This is a genomic window from Streptomyces sp. NBC_00028, assembly GCF_045041065.1.
GTDB lineage: Bacteria > Actinomycetota > Actinomycetes > Streptomycetales > Streptomycetaceae > Streptomyces.
This window is the reverse complement of the sequence record NZ_CP108293.1, coordinates 2,108,845-2,127,961: the sequence shown is the minus strand read 5'-3', so window position 1 is coordinate 2,127,961 and position 19,117 is coordinate 2,108,845. Positions and strand designations below refer to the sequence as shown.

Below are 19,117 nucleotides of genomic sequence, written 5' to 3'. Positions count from 1 at the left end.
AGGCCAATGCCGGTTCGTCGATCCGAGGGCAGTAACGGTGCGTACGTCGGCGACCGTACCAGGGGAAAGCTTGCCCAGAAACGCATTCGATTGCAGAAGCCATCCGTAGGGTTACACGAATGGTCGGACCAGTGCGTACCCGGCGAGAAGGCAGACAGCCGCGAATCTGGCGCGAATGCTTGACAGGGCATGACGCGCCTCAGAAACTGCAATCGTTTGCGGAAATGCCTGACCGAGGAGGACTCGAATGCTCCGTGTTTCACTCCCGCAGGGTTGGACCGCCCTGGCCCTGTCCGGCGTGCTGGCGCTCGGGCTCACAGCGTGCGGAGGAAGCGATGCCGAGGGGGGAGACGCGGAAGGGCCCGTAAAGGTCGGCATCTCCCTGCCCCTTACCGGTGAAGCGTCCCAGCCCGGACAGGCCGCGCAGCAGGGTTACAAGGTCTGGCAGAAGATGGTCAACGAGGACGGCGGGATCCTGGGCCGTGACGTCGAGCTTGTCATCAAGGACGACGGCAGCAATCAGAACACCGTCACCGCCGACTACAACGCGTTGATCAGTCAGGACAAGGTCGACCTCCTCCTCGGAACCTTCTCCTCACAGTTGAACGCGGCGGCCTCGGCTGTGGCGGAGAAGAACCAGATGCTGTTCGTGGAGCCGGCCGGCGGCGCGCCGGAGTTGTTCGAGCGGGGCTTCAAGTACCTCTTCTACGCCCAGCAGGCCACCGCCGACAAACAGGGCCAGCTGTTCGCGGAATATCTCGCTGGCCTGCCGGAGGACAAGCGGCCGAAGACCGCGGCCTACCCAACGCTCGACGACCCGTTCGCCTCTCCCGCGGTGGCTGGGGTGAAGAAGATCCTCGAGGCCGCCGGGATCAAGACTGTCTACGAAGAGACCTACGCGACCGACACGAAGAACTTCGACTCGATCGTCACGGCGATGAAGGCGGCGGACCCCGACGTGGTGGTCCACGGTGCGGGATTCGAGGACGGGGTGGGAATGGTCCGGGCGATGCTCAAGGCCGACCTCACGCCGAAATGGCTCTACCAGACCACCGCACCCTCGCTCGGTCAGCAGTACGCGGACGCGATCGGTGCGAAGAACACCGAGGGCATCATGTTCGGCATCAGTCACGCGCCGAGCGCCAAGACACCGGGCAACGAAGAGTTTGTCGCCAAGTACAAGGAAATGTACGACGGCGAAGAACCGCCGGAGGACGCCGCGGACGCCTATGCCGCCGGGCAGGTGCTCCAGGCTGCGGCCGAGGGCGTGGGCAGCGTCGATGACCAGAGCGCCCTGGCCGACTGGCTGAGAAAGAAGTCCGTCACGACGGTCCTGGGTGACCTGGAGTGGAACGACGACGGCTCGCCGATCGGTGAATTCCTCGTCGGTCAGTGGCAGGGGGACAGCGTGCAGTACGTGCTCCCTCAAAAGGCGGCCACCAGCAAGATGATCCAGGGCTGGCAGCCCAGCGGGGCCGGCGAATGACCCAGCTGCTGCAGACAATCGTGCTCGGTCTGTTGCTGGGCGGGGTGTACGCCCTTGCCGCCAGCGGACTGTCGCTCATCTTTGGAGTCATGCGGGTGGTCAACATCGCCCACGGTGCCTTCCTGGTCCTGTCCGCTTTTCTCACCTACTGGCTGTGGGACGCCTTCGGCGTCGACCCCCTCCTGGGGATCGTGCTCGCGACCCCGATGATGTTCGCGCTCGGCTGGCTCACCTACAGGTTGGTCATCTCACCGGTGCGCAGCGCACCGGTGGCCTCGACGGTCCTCTTGTCCTTCGGTATCGCCTTGGTGCTCGAAGGGGTGATGGGGCAGATCTGGGGCAACAACTCATCCGCCATCAGGCCGTCGTACGCCGACGAGTCCTTCGCCATGGGCCGGATCTTCTTTCCGAAGGCCCAGGTGTACGGCGGACTGATCGCGGTCATCGTGCTGGTCCTGTTGTGGGCCGTGCTGACCAGGACCTGGCTGGGTCGGGCCATCCGGGCGGCAGCCACCAACCCCTCATCGGCCGAGCTGGTCGGTGTCAGGGTGGCGTCCGTCGCGGCCCTCGTGTTCGGCATCGGAATCGCGGCCGCCGGCGCCGCCGGTTCGATCACCGGGGTGCTGTACCCCTTCATCCCGGGTTCCCACTACCAGTGGATCGCCAGGTTGCTGGCCATCGTCGTCTTCGGAGGGATGGGGAGCATCAACGGTGCTGTACTCGGCGGACTGCTGTTCGGCGTGGCCGAGACCATGGCGTCGGCGTACTGGTCTCCGGCATGGTCGACAGCCGTGCCCTACGCGATCGTGTTCGCCGTGCTGGTGATCAGGCCTCAGGGCCTGCTCGGCACGCGGCTTCGCGAGGATGCGGTGGCCACCGCATGAGTATCCCCACGACGAATGACACGACGTTGTCGGCCACTGCGCCCGGCACCAGCCGGAGTCGGCTCGAACCGATCTGGCTCGGCCGTGGGATCGCGCTTGCCGCAGGCGTGCTGCTGGTCGTCTACCCCATGGTCAGCGACGATATCTACTACCAGAACATGATCATACTCTCGCTGGTATTCGCCGTCGGGACCAGCGGGCTCAACATCATTTCCGGCTTTGCCGGTTACATCTCCCTCGGCCAGGGCGCCTTTGTTGGCCTCGGCGGATACACCGTCGGCGTCCTGGCGAGCACATTCACCGAGGCGAGCCCGTGGCTGTGGGTGCCGGTCTCGGGTCTGGTGGCCGCGACGTTCGCACTCATCCTCGGCGCGGTCTCACTGCGCTCGCGGGGTCCGGCATTCGTGGTCATCACGGTGGCCTTTCTGTTCCTGATCCAGGTGATCGCAGTCAATTGGGTCTCGCTCACCAAGGGCACCGCGGGCCTCACGCTTCCGATGCCCACCTGGGACCACGACATCGTCAACTGGCCCTTCTACTACGCGCTCGTGGGCATCCTGGCCCTGCAGCTCGCGATGACCTGGTGGATCCGTCGGACCAAGCTCGGTATGGGGTTGATCGCGATCCGCGAGGACGAGACCAAGGCCGCGACCATAGGCATCAACCTGCCCACCGAAAAGGTCATCGCGTTCATGGCGAGCGCACTCTTCGTCGGAATGGCGGGCGGCGTCTACGGCTACTACCTGACATTCATCGACCCACGTGGGATGTTCAGCATCCTGATCAGTGTGCAGCTGGTGCTCTCGATGCTGGTCGGAGGCAAGGCGACGCTGTGGGGCCCGGTGCTGGGCGCGTTCCTCATCGAGTGGCTCAACGAGATGGCCAACAACGACTGGGGCGGTGGCAACACCCGTCTGCTGCTGTTCGGCGGACTCCTGGTGCTGGTGGTGATCTTCCTGCCCCAGGGCATCCTGCCGGCGATCGAGTCGCTGCTGAACAGACGCCGCAGCAGGGGCAAGGCGGGACTCGTCGGAGCCCGGATCAGCGCGGGTGGCAGTCTCGGGTCCCTCACCGGCCGTGCTCAGGTGATCGAACGGGGCGCGACACCAGACCGGGCAATGCTTGAAGTCAAGGAGCTCAAACGGCACTTCGGCGGGGTGACGGCGGTCGACGGAGCGTCATTCATTGTGCCAGCCGGCTCGATCACTGGCCTGATCGGCCCGAACGGTTCGGGCAAGACCACCCTCTTCAACCTGATCGACGACACGGTCACCGCCGAGTCCGGCGAAATCCGGCTCGACGGCCACCGCATCGACGGCCTGCCGTCCTGGGAGCGCGCGCACCGCGGACTGGGCCGCACTTTCCAGATCACCCGCCTGTTCCGCGAGATGACGGTGCTCGAGAACGTCGTCGCGGTGCAGCGCGAGTTCTCCGTCCGGCAGCTCGGCCGGATCGCTGTCAGCGGCGCCGAGGCGAAGGCCGCGGACGAACTCCTCGAATTCGTAGGGATGCGTGCGTTCCGCAACCAGAAGGCACGCGCGCTGTCCTACGGGCAGCAGAAGCTTGTCGAGCTCGCCCAGATCCTGATGCTCGATCCGAAGCTGATCCTGCTCGACGAGCCGGCGGGTGGAATCAACCCGGTACTCATCGACCGGATGGGCGAGATGATCCGCGAGCTCAACTCGTACGGCAAGACCTTCCTGATCGTCGAGCACAACATGCCGTTCGTGCTCAGTCTGTGCGACCCGATCCATGTCCTCGCTCGGGGTACGACCCTCGCATCGGGCACACCTGACGCGATCCAGAACGATCCCGCTGTTGTCGATGCCTATCTGGGCGCCGACTTTGCGATCGAGGACAGGGCATAGACATGACCGATCAGCCGATGTTGCGGATCCGGGGCGTCGTCGCGGGCTACGGCGGAGGTGACGTGCTGCAGGGCGTGGACATCACCGTGGCCGCTGGCTCGGTCGCGTGCATCGTCGGGCCGAACGGCGCGGGCAAGTCGACCGTGTTGAAGACCGTCAGCGGCTTGCTGACCCCGCGTCTCGGGGAGGTACACCTCGCTGGGAAGCGCATCGACCGCTGCTCGGCCGCCGAGATCTTGAAGCGCGGCGTCTCGCAGGTGCCCCAGGCCGATGCCCTGTTCCCTGGCATGTCGGTGCGCGAGAACGTCCTGCTAGGCGCCTACATCATTCGCCGGGACAAGGCGCTCGTCAGGGAGCGGTACGACCAGGTAGCGGCACTTTTCCCGATCGTCGCCGCCCGTGCCCACGACAACGCCGGCAACTTGTCGGGTGGTCAGCGCCGCATGGTCGAGTTCGCCCGGTCGCTGATGTTGGACCCGATGCTGCTGTTGCTCGACGAGCCCTCACTCGGCCTCGACCCCAAGGCGCTGCAAACCGTCTATGACTCGGTGACGTTGCTGCGCGAGAGCGGCAAGACGATTTTGATCGTGGAGCAGAACGTGCGTTTCGGAATGAAGATGGCCACCGACGGCATCGTGATGGAGAGCGGCAAGGTGATCACCGAGCGTGATGCCCCTTCGATCCTCTCCGACCCGCACATCGCCCACATGTACTTCGGTACGGCGCTCGGAGAACAGAGTGCGGTGACCGACCCCAACCCGACTATCAAGGAGTCTCAATGACAATGCAGCGTGACCCGCTCGTCGAGATGGCCGCAACGGCCTGGGCCCCGCGAATCATTCAAAACGGCGTGGATTACGCGGGCTTCGCCGCGACCATGGCACGCATCACCACGTGGGAGCAGTGGTTGCCTGAGTGGGTCCGGTCGGCGGACGAGCACGCGGAGATCGCGGAGGAGGCCGAGGCAACCGGACACAGTCTGACCGCCGGGCACGCCTGGCGGCGAGCCGCGGTGACCCGGCACTTCGCCAAATTCGTCTGGACCCTCGACCTCGATCTCGTGGCCGAGGCAACGCTGCGATCGGTCGATGAGATGCAGCGCGCCCTCTCCTTCCTCGACCCGACGGCGGAGCGCATCGAGGCAGGCCTCGACGGCGAGGTAGTGGCAGCTGTGCTGCGTAGGCCCGACGGTGTGGAGGAACCGCGGCTGGTGGTACTCCTGCCCGGACTTGACTCCACGAAGGAGGAGTTTTTCCATCTCGAGGAGTCGTTCCTGCAACGAGGCCTGGCGACTCTCTCCGTCGACGGGCTGGGCCAGGGAGAGACAGGTCTGAAGCTTCCCCTGCGCGGTGACTACCACCGAGCGGTAACCGCCGTCCTGAACGAGGTGGGGCGCTCGGTTGACGGTGGCGCGAAGATGGTGGACGGCGTCGCCGTGTGCGGCTTCAGCCTGGGCGGCTTCTACGCACCGCTCGTCGCCGCTCACGAGAACCGGGTGCGGGTGATGGCCGGCATCAGCGGTCCTTACGCTTCTTGGCAGAAGTGGGATGAGGTGTCACCCATCACCAAACAGGCGTTCATCGCGCGGACCCACTCAGCGACGGCAGAGGACGCCTTCGAGGTTGTGCGGCAACTCGACCTCACCGGGGTGTGCGAAAAGATCCAAGCCGTCTGCCTGTATGTCGCCGGTGATCAGGACCGGCTCGTGCCGTGGCAGCAGACGGAGCGACAGGCTAAGGAGACACCGGACGCGTCGTTCGTCCTGTACCCAGGCGGCAACCATATCGTCGCGAACCTCCCGCATCGCGCCCGGCCCATGATCGCGGACTGGATCAAGGACCAGATGACGCTATTGACGGACTGAAAGGGCGCTTGCAGCCCGGGAATTGCCCATAAACCTAGAGGTCCCGTGAGCTATCTGGGGACAGCCAGATTGTGCCCAAGCGATACCGGGCATGCCTGGTGAGCGCCGTTTCCCTTCAGGCGGGAGCCGCGCAGGATCTTTCAGTTCTTCAGCCGGGACAGGGTGCCTTCGACCGGGCTCGGGCCCGGCGCTGGACGGCGTTGTCCGCCTCGTGCTGCGCGCTGAGATGTGTCTGGCCGCGTCGTCTGCGGAGCGTGGGGGATGAGCGCCCGGTGCCCTGGTAGCCGTCCTGTGCGATGGTCGGGACTTCGCAGCATGCCAGGTCAAGGCCGGACTCCGTGAACGCCCGGCAGTCGTTGCGGCTGCCGGGCAGGGGGAGGCCGATCGCCACGAGCAGGCGGCCGTCGATGACGGTCTGCAGGTTGGTCGAGTCGCGGTAGTTCTTGCTGGAGGCGGGGATGCTGTGGTCACGGGCGGGCACCAGGGAGCCGTCCACGTTGGAGACGGTGTCCCAGGCCAAGGTGATGCCATGGCGACCGCGTTCGAACAGATCCGCCCCGAGCTCCTTTCGAGAGCGCCGATCTGATGGTGCGGAGAAAGTGGCGGGGCCCACAGCCGGACAGCGGGCCGAAGGAGCCGGCTTCGCAGATGGCGATGAAGTAATCCGGCTGACGCTGCTGCTGGTACCGGAGAGGCCTCGGGCGGGTGCGCTCGTCAGCGGAGGGCGAAGTGCTCCGCGTGGACATGATCCCGGGGGACGCCCAGGCGGTGGAGGCCACGGCTGAGGTCTTCGAGCATGGACGCGGGGCCGCAGAGGAAGACGTGGGTGTCCGCGGTGAGCGGGCCGACCGTTGTCCGGATCTTATCGGCGGTGAGGTGGCCCTGGCTGCGGCTGAACGTCGGGTGGAGCTGGAGTGTGGGGAGGCGTTCGGCGGCCGCGGTGAGTTCCGGGAGAAACGGTGCGGCGTCGGCGGTTGGGGCGCAGTAGAAGAGGTCGGCGCGGGGGAGCGTGTCGCTCGGGTGGGTGAGCCAGCCGAGGAACGGGGCAATGCCGATGCCGCCGGCGATCCAGATCTGGCGGGATCCGCCGAGGGTGTGGTCGAACATGCCGTACGGGCCGTTGAGAGTGGCGGGCAGTCCTTCGCGTACGTCTGTGTAGAGCTTTTGGGTGCCGCGGCCGAGCGCACGGATGGTGAGACGGACCGAGCCGTCGGGCTGGACTCCGGCCACGCTGAAAGGGTGTTCACGCCAGGCGCGTCGGCCGCCGACGCGCAGGTAGACGAACTGGCCACCGGCCAGGGGCAGCCTGTCTGAGCCAATGGGGGCCAGGGTGAGGTCGACAATGTCGGGTGCGGGCCGCGACACGCGGTGGATGCTGTAGTCGGCCTGGGGCTCCCTGCGCCGCAGCACCAGTTCGTCATAGGCGTAGGCGGTCATCCCGACCGTGGTCATGGTGACGTAGATAGCCAGAAGGGCCGTGGACCCGTTGATGACGAGGTCGAGGAACCAGCCGTGCACGAGAGCGGACAGGAGCAGCAGGCCTGTGAGTCGGTGCAGGAACAGCCAGCGTTCGTACGGCAGTCGCAGGATGCGGCCGACCCGCCCGAGTGAGATGACGACGAGCACGAGCAGACCGATCGCGGAGACGGCGCCGAGAAGGTGGCCCGGCCCTACGAGTTGGCCGGCCTGTGGGGTGCCGGCGTAGTGCTTCGCACTGCCGTCGAAGCCGGAGAAGAAGTGAAGGAGGAGGTGGGGGAGGAGCAGCAGGAGCATGGACCACATGGCGTACCGCTTGTGCCAGAAGTACATGCGGTCCAGACCGCCGAACCACTGCTCCAGCCACGTCAGTCGGGTGGCCAACACCAGGGTCCAGGTCATCAGATACACGGCGGCGACGCCGGCGAACTCGCCGACGAAGTACACGGTGCTGGTGCCGTCCGGGCGGAGCCAGTCCCAGGCAAGGTAGAGGACTACGGCTCCAGCAGTCACCGAAAGCGGCCCGGCGTGGCGCTTCTTGAGGCGCACGTCCATGGGAGCGCGCACGAGCCGGATTATGTAGATCGCCATCGCGATCAGAACGGGCATCGTCTGCCTCTCGGGCGTTCGTGTGCGGACGAAGAAGCGCCGGGTTCACGCCCTCACCGCAGGGCGCAGCGTCGCTGGAGACTCGAAGTTCTATAATGGCTACATTGTATCCCTTTTGTGTTTTGGTTGCAGTGTAGCCACATCGGGGGACATGGGGCAGTCGATGTCCGCAGGAGCGCTGTGGGGTGAGCTGTGACGCGGTTCCTCTTGCCGGGCAATCCTCACTGGCCAAGGGCGCCAGGGCAGGGGCACAACCGGGTCCCTGCCGTCCGCTCGAGGCCGGCCGAGCGCCTGGTCCCGCCGGCGCGATGCAGCGGCCGGTGGGGTCGGTCTCAGTCCGGTGCGCTTGTCGTCGAAGCCAGCCGGGGAAAGAGGGCCGCGGCGGCACCGTGTCGCAGCGGCTGCAGCCCCTTGCCGGGCAGGCAGTCGCTGTCGGCCAAGGCCTCGGCCAGCGCTTGGACGGCCCAGTCCGGCGTGTACGGATAGTCGCTGCCGTAGAGGAGGTGGTCGGTGTCGGTCAAGGTGAGCAGGGCAGGGAGCAGCCGCGGCAGGGTGAAGCCGGCGAGGTCGTAGTACAACTTGCGTAGGGCCCCGAAGACATCGACAGGCGGGCTGCCGCTTGCGAAGGCGAAGGCGGCGACCCGGTCAACAAGGGCGGGCAGCGCGCCTCCCGCGTGCGGGACGATGAAACGGATGGCGGGATACCGCTCGAGGACTCCGCCCAGGATGAGGTGCGTCACCGCACGCGTGGTCTCGAGCGGGAATTCCAGCATGGGACGAGGGCGGCCCAGGCTGGTCGCTTCCCAGCACGGTGGCGAGGTCGGGTGCAGCAGGACGATCGCGCAGCGCCGGTCGAGTTCGGCCATCAGAGCCTCGTAGTACGGGTCGCCCAGATGCCGGCCGGCGTAGGAGGTGTGCAGGGTGATGCCGTCCGCGCCCAGATCGTCCAGTGCGTGCCGCGTCTCGGCGAGCGCCCCGGGCAGGTCCGGAAGCGGAAGCGAGGCCAGCAGCCCCAAACGCTCGGGGTGAGCCTGGACGAGGGACGCGCCCTCGTCGTTTACGGCACGGGCCAGATCCCGGGCAGCGTCGTCGTCGCCGTAGTGAACTCCCGGCGAGGACACCGACAAGAGTGCCGCGGCGATACCCGTGCGGTCCATCGCGGCCAGCGCCGCCTCGGGACTCCAGTCGGGAATCGAGGGCATCCCGTCAGGCTGCCCATGGCCCGCCGCTTCCATCGCGGACCGCAGGCGTGGGGTGATGTAGTGAGCATGCACGTCGACGGCCCCCGCCAGCGGCGGCAGAGAGGGCACAGCGGCGGTGGGTGGTGTCATGCGCCGTTTCTCGCCTCCTCGCGTTCGGCGCCCAGACGGGCGAAATGCGCCAGGAGGTCGGGGCTGTCGACGGCTGCGGGGCTGACGACCTGGTCGGCGGGGGCACCTTGGAGGAGGCGTTTGACGGGGACTTCGAGCTTCTTGCCGGTGCGGGTGTGCGGGATGCCCGGCACTTCGAGGATGTCGTCGGGGACGTGCCGGGGTGAGGCGCCGGTGCGGATGGCGTCGCGGATCGCCTGGCGCAGGGTGTCGTCCAGGCTCACCCCGGCCGCAGGGACGACGAACAGGGGCATCCAGTAGCCGCCGTCGGGTTCCTCCGCGCCGATGACGAGGGCCTCGCTGATCTCGGGGAGGCGTTCGACGGCGTCGTGGATGTCGGCGCTGCCGAGCCGTACGCCGTTGCGGTTGAGGGTGGAGTCGGAACGGCCGTGGACGATCACCGAGCCATGTCCGGTGACTGTGATCCAGTCGCCGTGCCGCCATACCCCGGAGTAATAGGAGAAGTAGGCGTCGCGGTAGCGGGTGCCGTCAGGGTCGTTCCAGAAGAACAACGGCATAGACGGCATGGGACGGGTGACGACCAGCTCGCCGACCCGGTCCACCACCGGGAAGCCCTCAGCGTCGTACGCGGCCAGCGCCACGCCCAGGTGCGGTGCGGACAGCTCGCCTGCCCAGACCAGCGTGTTGGGAGCGCTGCCCGCGAAGCCGGACACGACGTCCGTCCCGCCGCTGACCGAGGCCAGCAGCACCCGCTGGCCCACGTGGTCGCGGACCCAGGGGTAGGCAGAGGCGGGCAGCGCGGAGCCGGTGCAGCCGACGACGCGGATCGACGACAGGTCATGCACGGACGGGTCGATGCCGAACTTGGCCATGCCCAACAGATACTGGGGGCTCGTGCCGAAGACGGTCACCCGGTGGCGCGCCGCCAGCTCCCACAACATGTCGGGCTGGGCCAGGGGCGCCGGGCTGCCGTCGTACGTGAACGTCGTGGCGCCGGTCAGCAGCGTCGAGGCGACCAGGTTCCACATCATCCAGTGGGTGGTGGTGTACCACAGGAGGCGGTCACCGGGGCCGAGGTCGGAATGCAGGCCCAGGGTCTTCAGATGCTCCAGCAGGACGCCGCCGTGGCCGTGGACGATGCCTTTGGGCAGGCCCGTGGTGCCGGAGGAGAACACGACCCACAGCGGGTGGTCGAACGGCACCGGTGTGCAGGTGAGTTGCTCGGTGCGGGTGGAGGCGTCCTCCCACGGAATCACCAAGGAGGGGTACACCTGAGAGGGCCACGGCAGGCTCACGTGATCCACCAGCAGCGTCGCCTTCAGCGTCGGCAGCGCCCGGGCGAGTTGGAGGGTGGCGTCGCGGCGGTCGTGGGTGCTGCTGTTGAAGAGGTAGCCGTCGGCGGCGATGAGGACCGTGGGCTCCAGCTGGGCGAAGCGGTCGGCGGCGGCCTGCGGAGCGTAGTCCTGGCCACACACCGACCAGAGTGCGCCGAGGCTGGCGGCGGCGAGGAAGGCGACGATGGCGTGCGGGGTGTTGGGGAGATAGCCGACGACTCGGTCACCCTGACCGACACCCAGGTCTCGCAGGGTGGCGGCGACGGAAGCGACTTGGGCACGCAGTTGCATCCCGGACACCGTGTGGCCGGCGCCGGTCTCGTCCAGCGCGATGATCGCAGGCTGGTCGTCGCTGAGGTGGCGCAGGGCGTGGTGGGCATAGTTGAGCGTGGCGCCGTTGAACCAGCGGGCGCTGGGCATGGTCTCCTCGGCCAGGACCCGCTCGTAGGGAGTGTCCGCCTCGATACCGAAGTACTCCCAGACCGCGCCCCAGAAGCCCTCCAGGTCAGTGACCGACCAGCGGTGCAAGGACGCGTAGTCGGTGAGGTCGGCTTCGACGCCCCAGTGCTCGGCGGCCCAGCGCCCGAAGGCCGTGATCCTGCTACTCGCTGCGGACTCCGGGTCCGGCGTCCAGAAGGGTTCTGCGTACGGCGTGGTCATCGGGCGCTGCTCCTCGGCAGGGGGTGGACAGGGACGGTTCGGCGGGCTCGCGGGTGGTGCAGAGCAGGGGCGCCCAGGTGGCGGTGTCTGTGAAGTCGTCGGCACCCGCCGGGACGACGTCCAGGACGACGCGGTCGGGGCGCAGCAGGGCGGTGTCCGCCTGGCCGCGGCGCAGCCAGGCGGCGAGGGCACCGTCGTCGCCGAGGTCGTCCGTCCCGACGATCTGTGCTCCGAGCCCCTCTGCGAGAGCTTGCAGCCAAGGCGCAGCGGGGACGGCAGTGAGGATGGCGAAGGAGTCGCCGAGCAGGGCGTCGAGGCGGACCCGCCCGGCGTCTATCTCCACCCAGGGCTGTGGACAGGAAGTACCTGCCAGCCCCCGCTCGCCCAGCCTGCCGCGGCGCCGTATGAGGGCGCTGTGGACCAGGGCCGGGCTGAGGTCGCGCCCGGCTGCCTCGCGCACGACAGGGATTCGGCAGGCTGTGCTCACGAGGTTCCGGCGCAGTGCTGCTCCACGGCCTTGGCCGCCGGTCATGGCCCAGCCCATCGCGACGGCGAGGCGGATCATGCGGCGGGCGTGGGGCTTGCGTTCCGCCTCGTAGGTGTCCAACAGGCGCTCGTCGGCGTTCTGTTGGAGGACGAGGCTGAGTTTCCACGCCAGGTTGTACGCGTCGCGCATGCCCGCGCACAGCCCCTGGCCGATGAAGGGCGGGGTGAGGTGGGCTGCGTCGCCGAGCAGGAAGACGCGCCCGCGGTGCCAGCGGTCGGCGACCCGAGCCCGGAAGGTGTACTGGGCCTGCCGGATCACCTCGACGTCGCCGTCGTACGGCTCCTTGATCCACGGGGCGATGAGTTCCCGTACCCGTCCGCCATCGAGGTCTTCTCCGTCCCGCAGGCGGAACTCCCAGCGGTAGCGGTCCTCGCCGATGCGCATGAACGTCGCGGCCCGGGACGGGTCGCAGACCTGCTCGACACCCTCCCAGCAGCGGACGGGAAGGTGTGTGCGGATGTCGATGACGCTCCAGCGTTCCTCGAAACGCAGGTCCTCCCATCCGGCGCCGATGACCTCGCGGGTGAGGCTTGCGGCACCGTCACAACCGAGGACGGCGTCCGCCTCCAGGTACTCAGGGCTCTCACTCCCGTCACTGCGGAAGGTCACCCGGATCGGTCCGGCGCCGTTCTGGTCGATGGCGACGACCTCGACCCCGCCCCGCAGCTCGCACTCGGGCCGCCGGGCCAGCGCCTTACGCAGCAGCCGCTCCAGCTCCGGCTGGTCGAACATACTGGTCTGAGGGAAGCCGTGGTGCCCGTGTCCGGAGCGCCGGAACTCGCCGATCACCCTGTGCCGTGCGTCGAGCAGCCGCAGGCCGTTGGCCGGGCGGGCGAGGGCGGTGAACTCCTCGTGGACGTCGGCGGCTTGCAGGATCCGTCGGACTTCGTCGTCCATGGCGACGGCGCGCGGCAGCGGGTAGACATCCTGGTGACGTTCGAGAACGACGCTGGGCACTCCGCGGCGGGCGAGCAGGAGGGCTGCGGTCACTCCCACCGGTCCCGCACCGACGATCACCACCGGGACCCGGGCGACCGCGGTCACCGTGTTTCCGCGATGGTGGTGCGCTGTTCACCGAGGTCGATACGCCGGTCCGGGGTGGCGATGGTGGCGGTGACGACGTCGCCCTCATGCAGGTAGTGCGGGTTGCGGGACTGGCTTTTGAAGAACGCCTTCCATTTCAGGGCTGGCGGCAGCAGCGCGCCGATCTTCTCCACCGGTTTCGGCGGTGCCTTCAGTGCCGTACCGCCCGGGGTGCCGGTGAGCAGCAGATCGCCCTCGTCGAGGTGCTGGAAGCGGGCCAGCAGCGTCAGCGCCTGCGCCGGCCGGACGATCATGTCGGCCAGGGTGCGGTCCTGGCGCGGGCTGCCGTTGACCGACAGCCTCAGCCGCAGGTCGAGAAGGTGAGGGAAGTCCTGTGGCTCCAGCAGGGCCAGGTACGGCCCCGTCGGGGTGAAGGTGGAATACGACTTGCTCTCGTAGAACTGGCCCTTGGTCAGCTGTACGTCGCGGGCGCTGACATCGTTGGTGAGGACCAGTCCGGCGACGTACGAGGGCAGGTCGGACTCGGCGACCACCGTGCCGACCGGCAGGGGTGCGCCCATGACCAGGCCGAGCTCGACCTCGTAGTCGAGGAAGTTCACGTGCTCGGGCCGTACGACGCTGTCGTACGGGCCGCTGACGGAACCGGAGGCCTTGCGGAAGAAGGTGGGCGGGATCTCACCCGTGAAGCCCGAATCACGGGCATGACTGCGGTAGTTGACCATCTGCGCCACCACGCGGCACGGGGTGGTGACTGGAGACAGCGGGGCCAGATCCGCGACCGGAGTGCCCGTCTTGCCGGGGACGCAGGCCTCCCTTTCGGCCTCCCTTACGGCTTCGCGGTCGGCGAGGAGCTCGGCGGTCGTGACGCCTTGGGTCTCGATACGGACGGCGCGCTCGTCACGCACCACCCACCAGCCGTCGGCGGTACGCAGGACATTGGTGCTCATGAGTTCATCGCTTTCAGCAGCCCCAGCAGTCGGGCGGGGTCGAGTTCGTTGTCGTCGCGCACGGCGCGCAGCAACTCGCGGATCTTGGCGGGTGACGGATTCGTACCGAGGAACTCGCGGGTGACGGGCGGCCCCCACTGAGCCAGCCCGCTCGCCGACAGCGGGGCCCATCCCGGCTCCAGGTCGCAGGAGAACAGGTCGCCGTCCGCGAAGTGCTCCACCATCAGCCGGTCGGGGTCACGCCAGTAGTCGAAGAGCTGGCTGCCCTGGATGTGCCGGCCGATCCCCCAGCTGCGCTGATAGCCGCGCTCGGCCAGATACTCTCCGCCCGCGGCGATCGCGTCGAGGTCGGTGACCTGGTAGGCGGAGTGGACGTAGTGCGTTCCCGGGCCCAGGTGCATCGCCAGCGTGTGATGGTCAACGGCCACGTTTCCCTGGTCACAGCGCAAGAACGCCATGACCGGGCCCCGTTCGCGTTGCCCGTCCAGGAAATGGAAGTCGCTGACGATCATCCCGAGCAGGTCGAGATACCAGTTCAAGCTCCGGGTGAACGACCTGGTCTCCAGTACCAGATGCCCCAGCCGCTGGATCCGCGACGGCTCCCGCGGCGGGCGCTGAGTGACGTTCCTGCGACGGTGTTCTGTCCCGAAGTTGAGGAGAAGCGGCTGCTGCCCAGGCAGTTCCGGCAGCTCTTCGGCACAGTGCACCACGCGCACCGGGAAGCCGGAGGGATCGAACAGATTCACCACCTTGCCGCCGCCGGGAACGTCCGCGTCCCGCACCACAGTCCCTGTCGCACGGGCCAGCCGGTCGAGATCCGCCCGCTCGGCCGCGCGGAACGCCTGACCGATGAAACGCGAGGTACGCCCTCGGCGGATCACCACGCAGGCAGAACCTGCGAAGACGCCGCGCAACCAGAGGGCATCCGGCCCCCGGGCGGCCACAGAGAATCCGAAGTCACGCGCGAAGACCTCGGCGCGGTCCAGATCAGGCTTCTCGAACTCCACCCAGGCGAGGTCAGCCACCTTGATCACCGGGTTCCGGGCTCGCCCGGGGTGCTCGCCGCGCAAGGCACCCTGCTCACTGTGCAGGTCCTGGTGGGCGGTCCTGATGCCGGCCTGGGCGGCATGAGTTTGGGACACGAAGCCTCCGAACAACAGCATGAGTGATGAAATCATCAACACTGCGGAGCGCGTCGTCAATAGCTAATGCCGGGCTAGCTGACGAAAGAGTCAGAAATGCGAGCCTGGTCACGAAGGTCATCGGGCTCACCGCATGTCCACATCAGCAACGGCCGCAAGACGCCTCGAACAACGGGGCGAGACGAAATCCAAGGCCCACGCTCGCTGCGGCCGACAGATCCTCGCAAGGGTCGGCGACCGGCATCGGTATCCAGGCCATCGCCGACCGGACAGATGCCGTTTGCCCAACGGGGCTGGCGCCGCCGCACGCGCTGGACTCAGCGCCACCACCGGCGAGTGGCAGATCGCGACAGCGATGCGGACTGGCGGTCCAACAGCCGGACTGGCTGAGGGGCTGGCCGCGGCGCAACGGAACCTCGCCACGTTCCCGAAGCGGACCCGGCAACGCACCAAGCGCCACCGCGCAGCGGCCCGAAAGATCGCCAAGCTGCACGGCAAGATCCGGTGACAGCGCACCGACTCCCACCACAAGACCGCCCGCACGCTCATCACCGGCCACGACGTGATCGCGCACGAGCGGCTCAATACGGCGGCATGACCAAGAGCCCCACACCCAAGGCCGATCCCGAGCAGCCCGGCAGTTTCCTGCCGAACGGTGCTGCCGTGAAGGTCGGCCTCAACCGCAGCATCCTCGACGCGGGTTGGGCGCAGTTCCTCCTGATCCTGGCGAACAAGGCTGAGAGTGCCGGTCGCCTCGTGGTCCCGGTGGACGCGCGCAACACCTCCCGCACGTGCCCCGAGTGCGGGCATGTCGCGAAGGGGAACCGCGTCACCCAAGCGAAGTTTGAATGCACGGCGTGCGGGTTCGCGGAGCACGTCGGCGCGACGAACGTCCTCAACAGGGCCGGGCTGGTCCTCTGCGCGGCGGCTTAGCCACTGATGCAGGAAGCCCGCGCCTTTGCGCGTGAGTGCAGTCACCGCCCTCCAATGTCAGTGCGGCGCGCCGTGGACCTTTGAGACGGTGTCGTATCCGTGCGCGATCGAGCCCAGTACACGGCTCGTCGTGGCCCACAGGCGTTCCTGGCCCTCGATCGTGACGGCGTCCGCGAAGACCTGGTCGGCGAGGTGCCGAGGCACACAGACGACGCCGTCTCCGTCACCGACGACGATGTCTCCGGGGGCGACCTCCACGTCGCCGAAGCGCACCGGCCCCTCTTTGATACGCAGCCGATCGCGGTTGCGCAGCGGTCGTGGGTCGCTGAACGTATGCCGGACAGGCAGGCCGTAGTCGCGTATCTCGTCGGTGTCACGGATACCGCCGTCGGTCACGATGCCCGACAGGCCGCGTCCGATGGCGGTGGCGGCGGTGACTCCTCCGATCACGGTGAGTGGCTGGGCGTAGGTGCCGATCACCAGCACACTGCCGGACGGAGCCGTGTCCAGCATGCGCCACAGCTGCGTCGGGTCCGCCGGTTCGCCCTGGTGGTCCTGGTCTTGCTCGGCGACGGTGATGCCGACGGTCACGGCAGGGCCGACGAAGGAGCCGAAGCCGGCGGCTCCGGCGAGCATGACTCCGTCGATGCCGTGCTTCTCGAGCACGTCTGCGACGGATGCGGTTCCCACAAGCGGCCATGACTTCGGGGTACTGGATTCAACGGTCATCGGTGTTGTTCATCTCCTGCTGTACGGGTGCGGTGCGGCCGTGGAGGCAGTCGGCTTGCACGAGGGGGTGATGCGGTGGGTGGCTTGCGGCGCAAGGGCTTGGCGTCGAAGAGGCGGGCGGCGCGCGGCAGCGTCAGGCGGTGCTCTGGCCGGGGGTTCAGCGCGGATGGGGGGCGGCGCCAGGCTGCTCCGGGAAGCGCTGGGCCTCGTGCAGCTGGAGGTCGGCGATACGCATGGCGACCATCTGGACGGGGAGGTTGGTGTTGGCGCGGGGGATGGTCGGCATGATCGAGGCGTCGGCGACGGTAAGTCCGTTGATTCCGATCACGTCACCGCGGTGATCGACCACTGATGTGTCGTCGTCGGGCGGGCCCATGGCGCAGGTGCCGGCGACGTGATAGGTGCCGAAGGTCCCACCGAGCAGGGTGTCTTGCCGCCACTGCTGCTGTGCGAGGCGCTGCTCCGAGAGCGAGCCGGTCGACATCCCGATGCGCAGCATGGCGCGTCGGCCGATGCCGGGGCCGCTGAGGAGCGCCGCGATCGCTCTGGTCAGCACGGCATTGCGGAGTCCCGGCGCGTTCAGTGTGCGGACGGTCTTGGTGTAGCTCGCCGGGAACACCTCGTGCCGGTTCTTGCGTACTTCTGGATCACGAAGGAGATCGATGGCGAGATCGAATCCGTGCTGCATCCGCTGGCGGTCCACCGGGTCGGACAGGAAATTGAAGGAGACGGACGGCCGGTAGCCGCCTTGCCCGGCCACAAGGCGGACCGACCCGCGCGACCTGGGCGCCATCAGGGTCACACCCATACCGGCCGTGGCGACACCGAGTCCGTGCCACGACGACTTGTTCAAGGGAATCACCAGAAGGTCGCCGACACCGGCATCGATGCCCGAGCTGACACGCAGCGCGGCGATGAAACCCTGCCGAATCGAGGCGGGTTGGCGCGCTGATCGCGGCAGGTGCGCGGCGACGCCGGCGACCGGATGGTTCTGCAGATTCTCGCCCACCGCGCGCAAGGGGGCCACGACGTCGATTCCCAGGCCGCGCAGCAGGTCGGGATCCCCGATGCCTGATCGCTGCAGCAGCAGCGGCGTGAAGACCGCGCCCGCGCAGAGCACGACGTGGTCGGCGCTGTAGGTGACCGCTCGGCCGGCGGTCACCGCAGCGACGCCCACGCAACGTGATCCAGAGAAGAGCAGGCGTCTGACCTCGGAGTCGGGCACGATGCGTAGGCGGTCGTTGGCGCGCGCGGTGGCCGGCAGGAACGCCGTGGCCGAGGACACTCGCCTCGTCGACGTCCGGCTCAGCGGCAGCGGCCCGAAGCCGTCACCGTCGTCCGCGTTGAGATCGGGTATGTGGGTGAATCCCGCTCGTGCGGCAGCATCGCCGACCGCCGCGATGAAGGGCGGCCATGAGGACCGGTCAAGTCGTCGGATCGAAACAGGGCCGGGTGGCCCCGTCCCGCTGCGGGCGTCGTCGTCCTCGAGCTGCGTGAACGTACGGTTGACCTGGTCGGAGGACCAGTCTGGCAGCCGCTGAGCCCACTCGTCGTAGTCGGCGGACAGCCCTCTGAGCGCGACCATGCCCATGAGGGACGATCCGCCGCCGAGGACCCGCGCCTGGATGAAGGGCGATGGGGCGTCGGAGACGACCTGCTGGTGGGCGACGAGCCCGGGCCAGGCGTAGGCGGGGTTGTAGTACGAGCGTGGATAGATGTCGCTCATGTCCGCGGGCAAGTGCTGCGGGTCGACGTCCTGTCCGGCCTCGATCAACAGCACACGTGCTCCAGCGTTCAGGAAGCGCCGGGCGATGATGCAGCCGGACGTCCCCGCGCCCACGACGATCACGTCGATGTCGCTGCTCATCCCCTCACCCGCATTTTTTCCTTCTCGCAAAAGGCCGGACCGGCGACCGTGCGTGTGTGCCTTGTGAACGGCAGGTGACCAACAGGTCTGGGCATACATCCCTCACATTGACCTGGTGACTTGGTGAATTTTCCCCATAGTCGTGCGTCTGCGAGGCGCAGTCAAGGCGGATGAGCTCGTCTGCGGCGCCGGACCGCGTGGGCTGTGGGCCGGTTTTGTATGCGACCGAACCATTGACACCCAATCGAGCCGGGCTCCACACTCCACGGCTAAGTCACCAAGTGACTTGGTAACTACTCGTCGATCGGAGCGGCCTTCATCGGCCCTCCGACGAGAGGGAGACTCGACGTGCTCGCAAAAAAGACCCGCCCCCCACGCTCCACGCGTGACGGCGCC

General features: G+C 67.6%; 13 protein-coding genes and 2 pseudogenes. 6 read left to right on the top strand and 9 right to left on the bottom strand.

Features of this window, described 5'->3' with window-relative positions; translation table 11 throughout:
- Positions 1-298 precede the first annotated feature (298 nt).
- Genes OG885_RS09355 through OG885_RS09335 form a run of 5 tightly spaced genes read left to right on the top strand, consistent with a single transcriptional unit; the run spans position 299 to position 6,102 of the window.
- A complete protein-coding gene (locus tag OG885_RS09355; RefSeq protein ID WP_405728899.1) occupies positions 299-1,486 on the top strand; it encodes an amino acid ABC transporter substrate-binding protein in 1,188 nt (395 codons plus the stop codon).
- Positions 1,483-2,370: a branched-chain amino acid ABC transporter permease gene (locus OG885_RS09350; protein ID WP_405728896.1), complete on the top strand. Its 888-nt coding sequence runs from the start codon at positions 1,483-1,485 to the stop codon at positions 2,368-2,370. Before OG885_RS09355 ends, OG885_RS09350 begins: the two co-directional genes overlap by 4 nt.
- Positions 2,367-4,238, top strand: coding sequence for an ABC transporter permease subunit (locus OG885_RS09345; RefSeq protein ID WP_405728893.1), 1,872 nt, complete (start codon positions 2,367-2,369; stop codon positions 4,236-4,238). Before OG885_RS09350 ends, OG885_RS09345 begins: the two co-directional genes overlap by 4 nt.
- A 2-nt stretch (positions 4,239-4,240) precedes the next feature.
- Positions 4,241-5,020 (top strand): ABC transporter ATP-binding protein, encoded by a 780-nt coding sequence (locus OG885_RS09340; RefSeq protein WP_405728890.1) that lies wholly within the window; start codon positions 4,241-4,243, stop codon positions 5,018-5,020.
- Positions 5,017-6,102: an alpha/beta hydrolase family protein gene (locus tag OG885_RS09335; RefSeq protein ID WP_405728887.1), complete on the top strand. Its 1,086-nt coding sequence runs from the start codon at positions 5,017-5,019 to the stop codon at positions 6,100-6,102. Before OG885_RS09340 ends, OG885_RS09335 begins: the two co-directional genes overlap by 4 nt.
- 50 nt (positions 6,103-6,152) lie before the next feature.
- Here the strand turns inward: OG885_RS09335 and OG885_RS09330 are convergent.
- The 7 genes and pseudogenes from OG885_RS09330 to OG885_RS09300 form a co-directional block, all read right to left on the bottom strand.
- Positions 6,153-6,613: pseudogene (locus OG885_RS09330) on the bottom strand (IS5/IS1182 family transposase); the annotation flags it as partial.
- A 203-nt stretch (positions 6,614-6,816) separates the two neighbouring features.
- Entirely contained in the window at positions 6,817-8,187 is a 1,371-nt protein-coding gene (locus OG885_RS09325) for a ferric reductase-like transmembrane domain-containing protein (protein WP_405728884.1), read from the bottom strand.
- Positions 8,188-8,519: 332 nt separating this feature from the next.
- Positions 8,520-9,518 carry an amidohydrolase family protein gene (locus OG885_RS09320; RefSeq protein WP_405728881.1) on the bottom strand — a complete coding sequence of 333 codons (999 nt, stop codon included), beginning with the start codon at positions 9,516-9,518 and terminating at the stop codon, positions 8,520-8,522.
- On the bottom strand, positions 9,515-11,512 hold the full coding sequence (locus OG885_RS09315) for an acetoacetate--CoA ligase (RefSeq protein WP_405728878.1): 1,998 nt from the start codon (positions 11,510-11,512) through the stop codon (positions 9,515-9,517). Before OG885_RS09315 ends, OG885_RS09320 begins: the two co-directional genes overlap by 4 nt.
- Positions 11,454-13,103, bottom strand: a complete 1,650-nt coding sequence (locus tag OG885_RS09310; protein WP_405728875.1) for a bifunctional 3-(3-hydroxy-phenyl)propionate/3-hydroxycinnamic acid hydroxylase — start codon at positions 13,101-13,103, stop codon at positions 11,454-11,456. The genes OG885_RS09315 and OG885_RS09310 overlap by 59 nt, the downstream gene beginning before the upstream one ends.
- Positions 13,100-14,050: a fumarylacetoacetate hydrolase family protein gene (locus OG885_RS09305; protein WP_405728872.1), complete on the bottom strand. Its 951-nt coding sequence runs from the start codon at positions 14,048-14,050 to the stop codon at positions 13,100-13,102. The genes OG885_RS09310 and OG885_RS09305 overlap by 4 nt, the downstream gene beginning before the upstream one ends.
- Positions 14,047-15,213, bottom strand: coding sequence for a VOC family protein (locus OG885_RS09300; RefSeq protein WP_405728869.1), 1,167 nt, complete (start codon positions 15,211-15,213; stop codon positions 14,047-14,049). The genes OG885_RS09305 and OG885_RS09300 overlap by 4 nt, the downstream gene beginning before the upstream one ends.
- Positions 15,214-15,577: 364 nt before the next feature.
- Here OG885_RS09300 and OG885_RS09295 point away from each other — a divergent pair.
- A pseudogene (locus tag OG885_RS09295) lies at positions 15,578-16,125 on the top strand (RNA-guided endonuclease InsQ/TnpB family protein); the annotation flags it as partial.
- 57 nt (positions 16,126-16,182) lie between these two features.
- On the opposite strand, the gene OG885_RS09290 reads toward OG885_RS09295, so the two are convergent.
- Complete coding sequence (locus tag OG885_RS09290; protein ID WP_405728866.1) at positions 16,183-16,854, bottom strand: RraA family protein; 672 nt, start codon at positions 16,852-16,854, stop codon at positions 16,183-16,185.
- Between the two features lie 157 nt (positions 16,855-17,011).
- Positions 17,012-18,721, bottom strand: coding sequence for a GMC family oxidoreductase (locus OG885_RS09285; protein ID WP_405728863.1), 1,710 nt, complete (start codon positions 18,719-18,721; stop codon positions 17,012-17,014).
- Positions 18,722-19,117 lie beyond the last annotated feature (396 nt).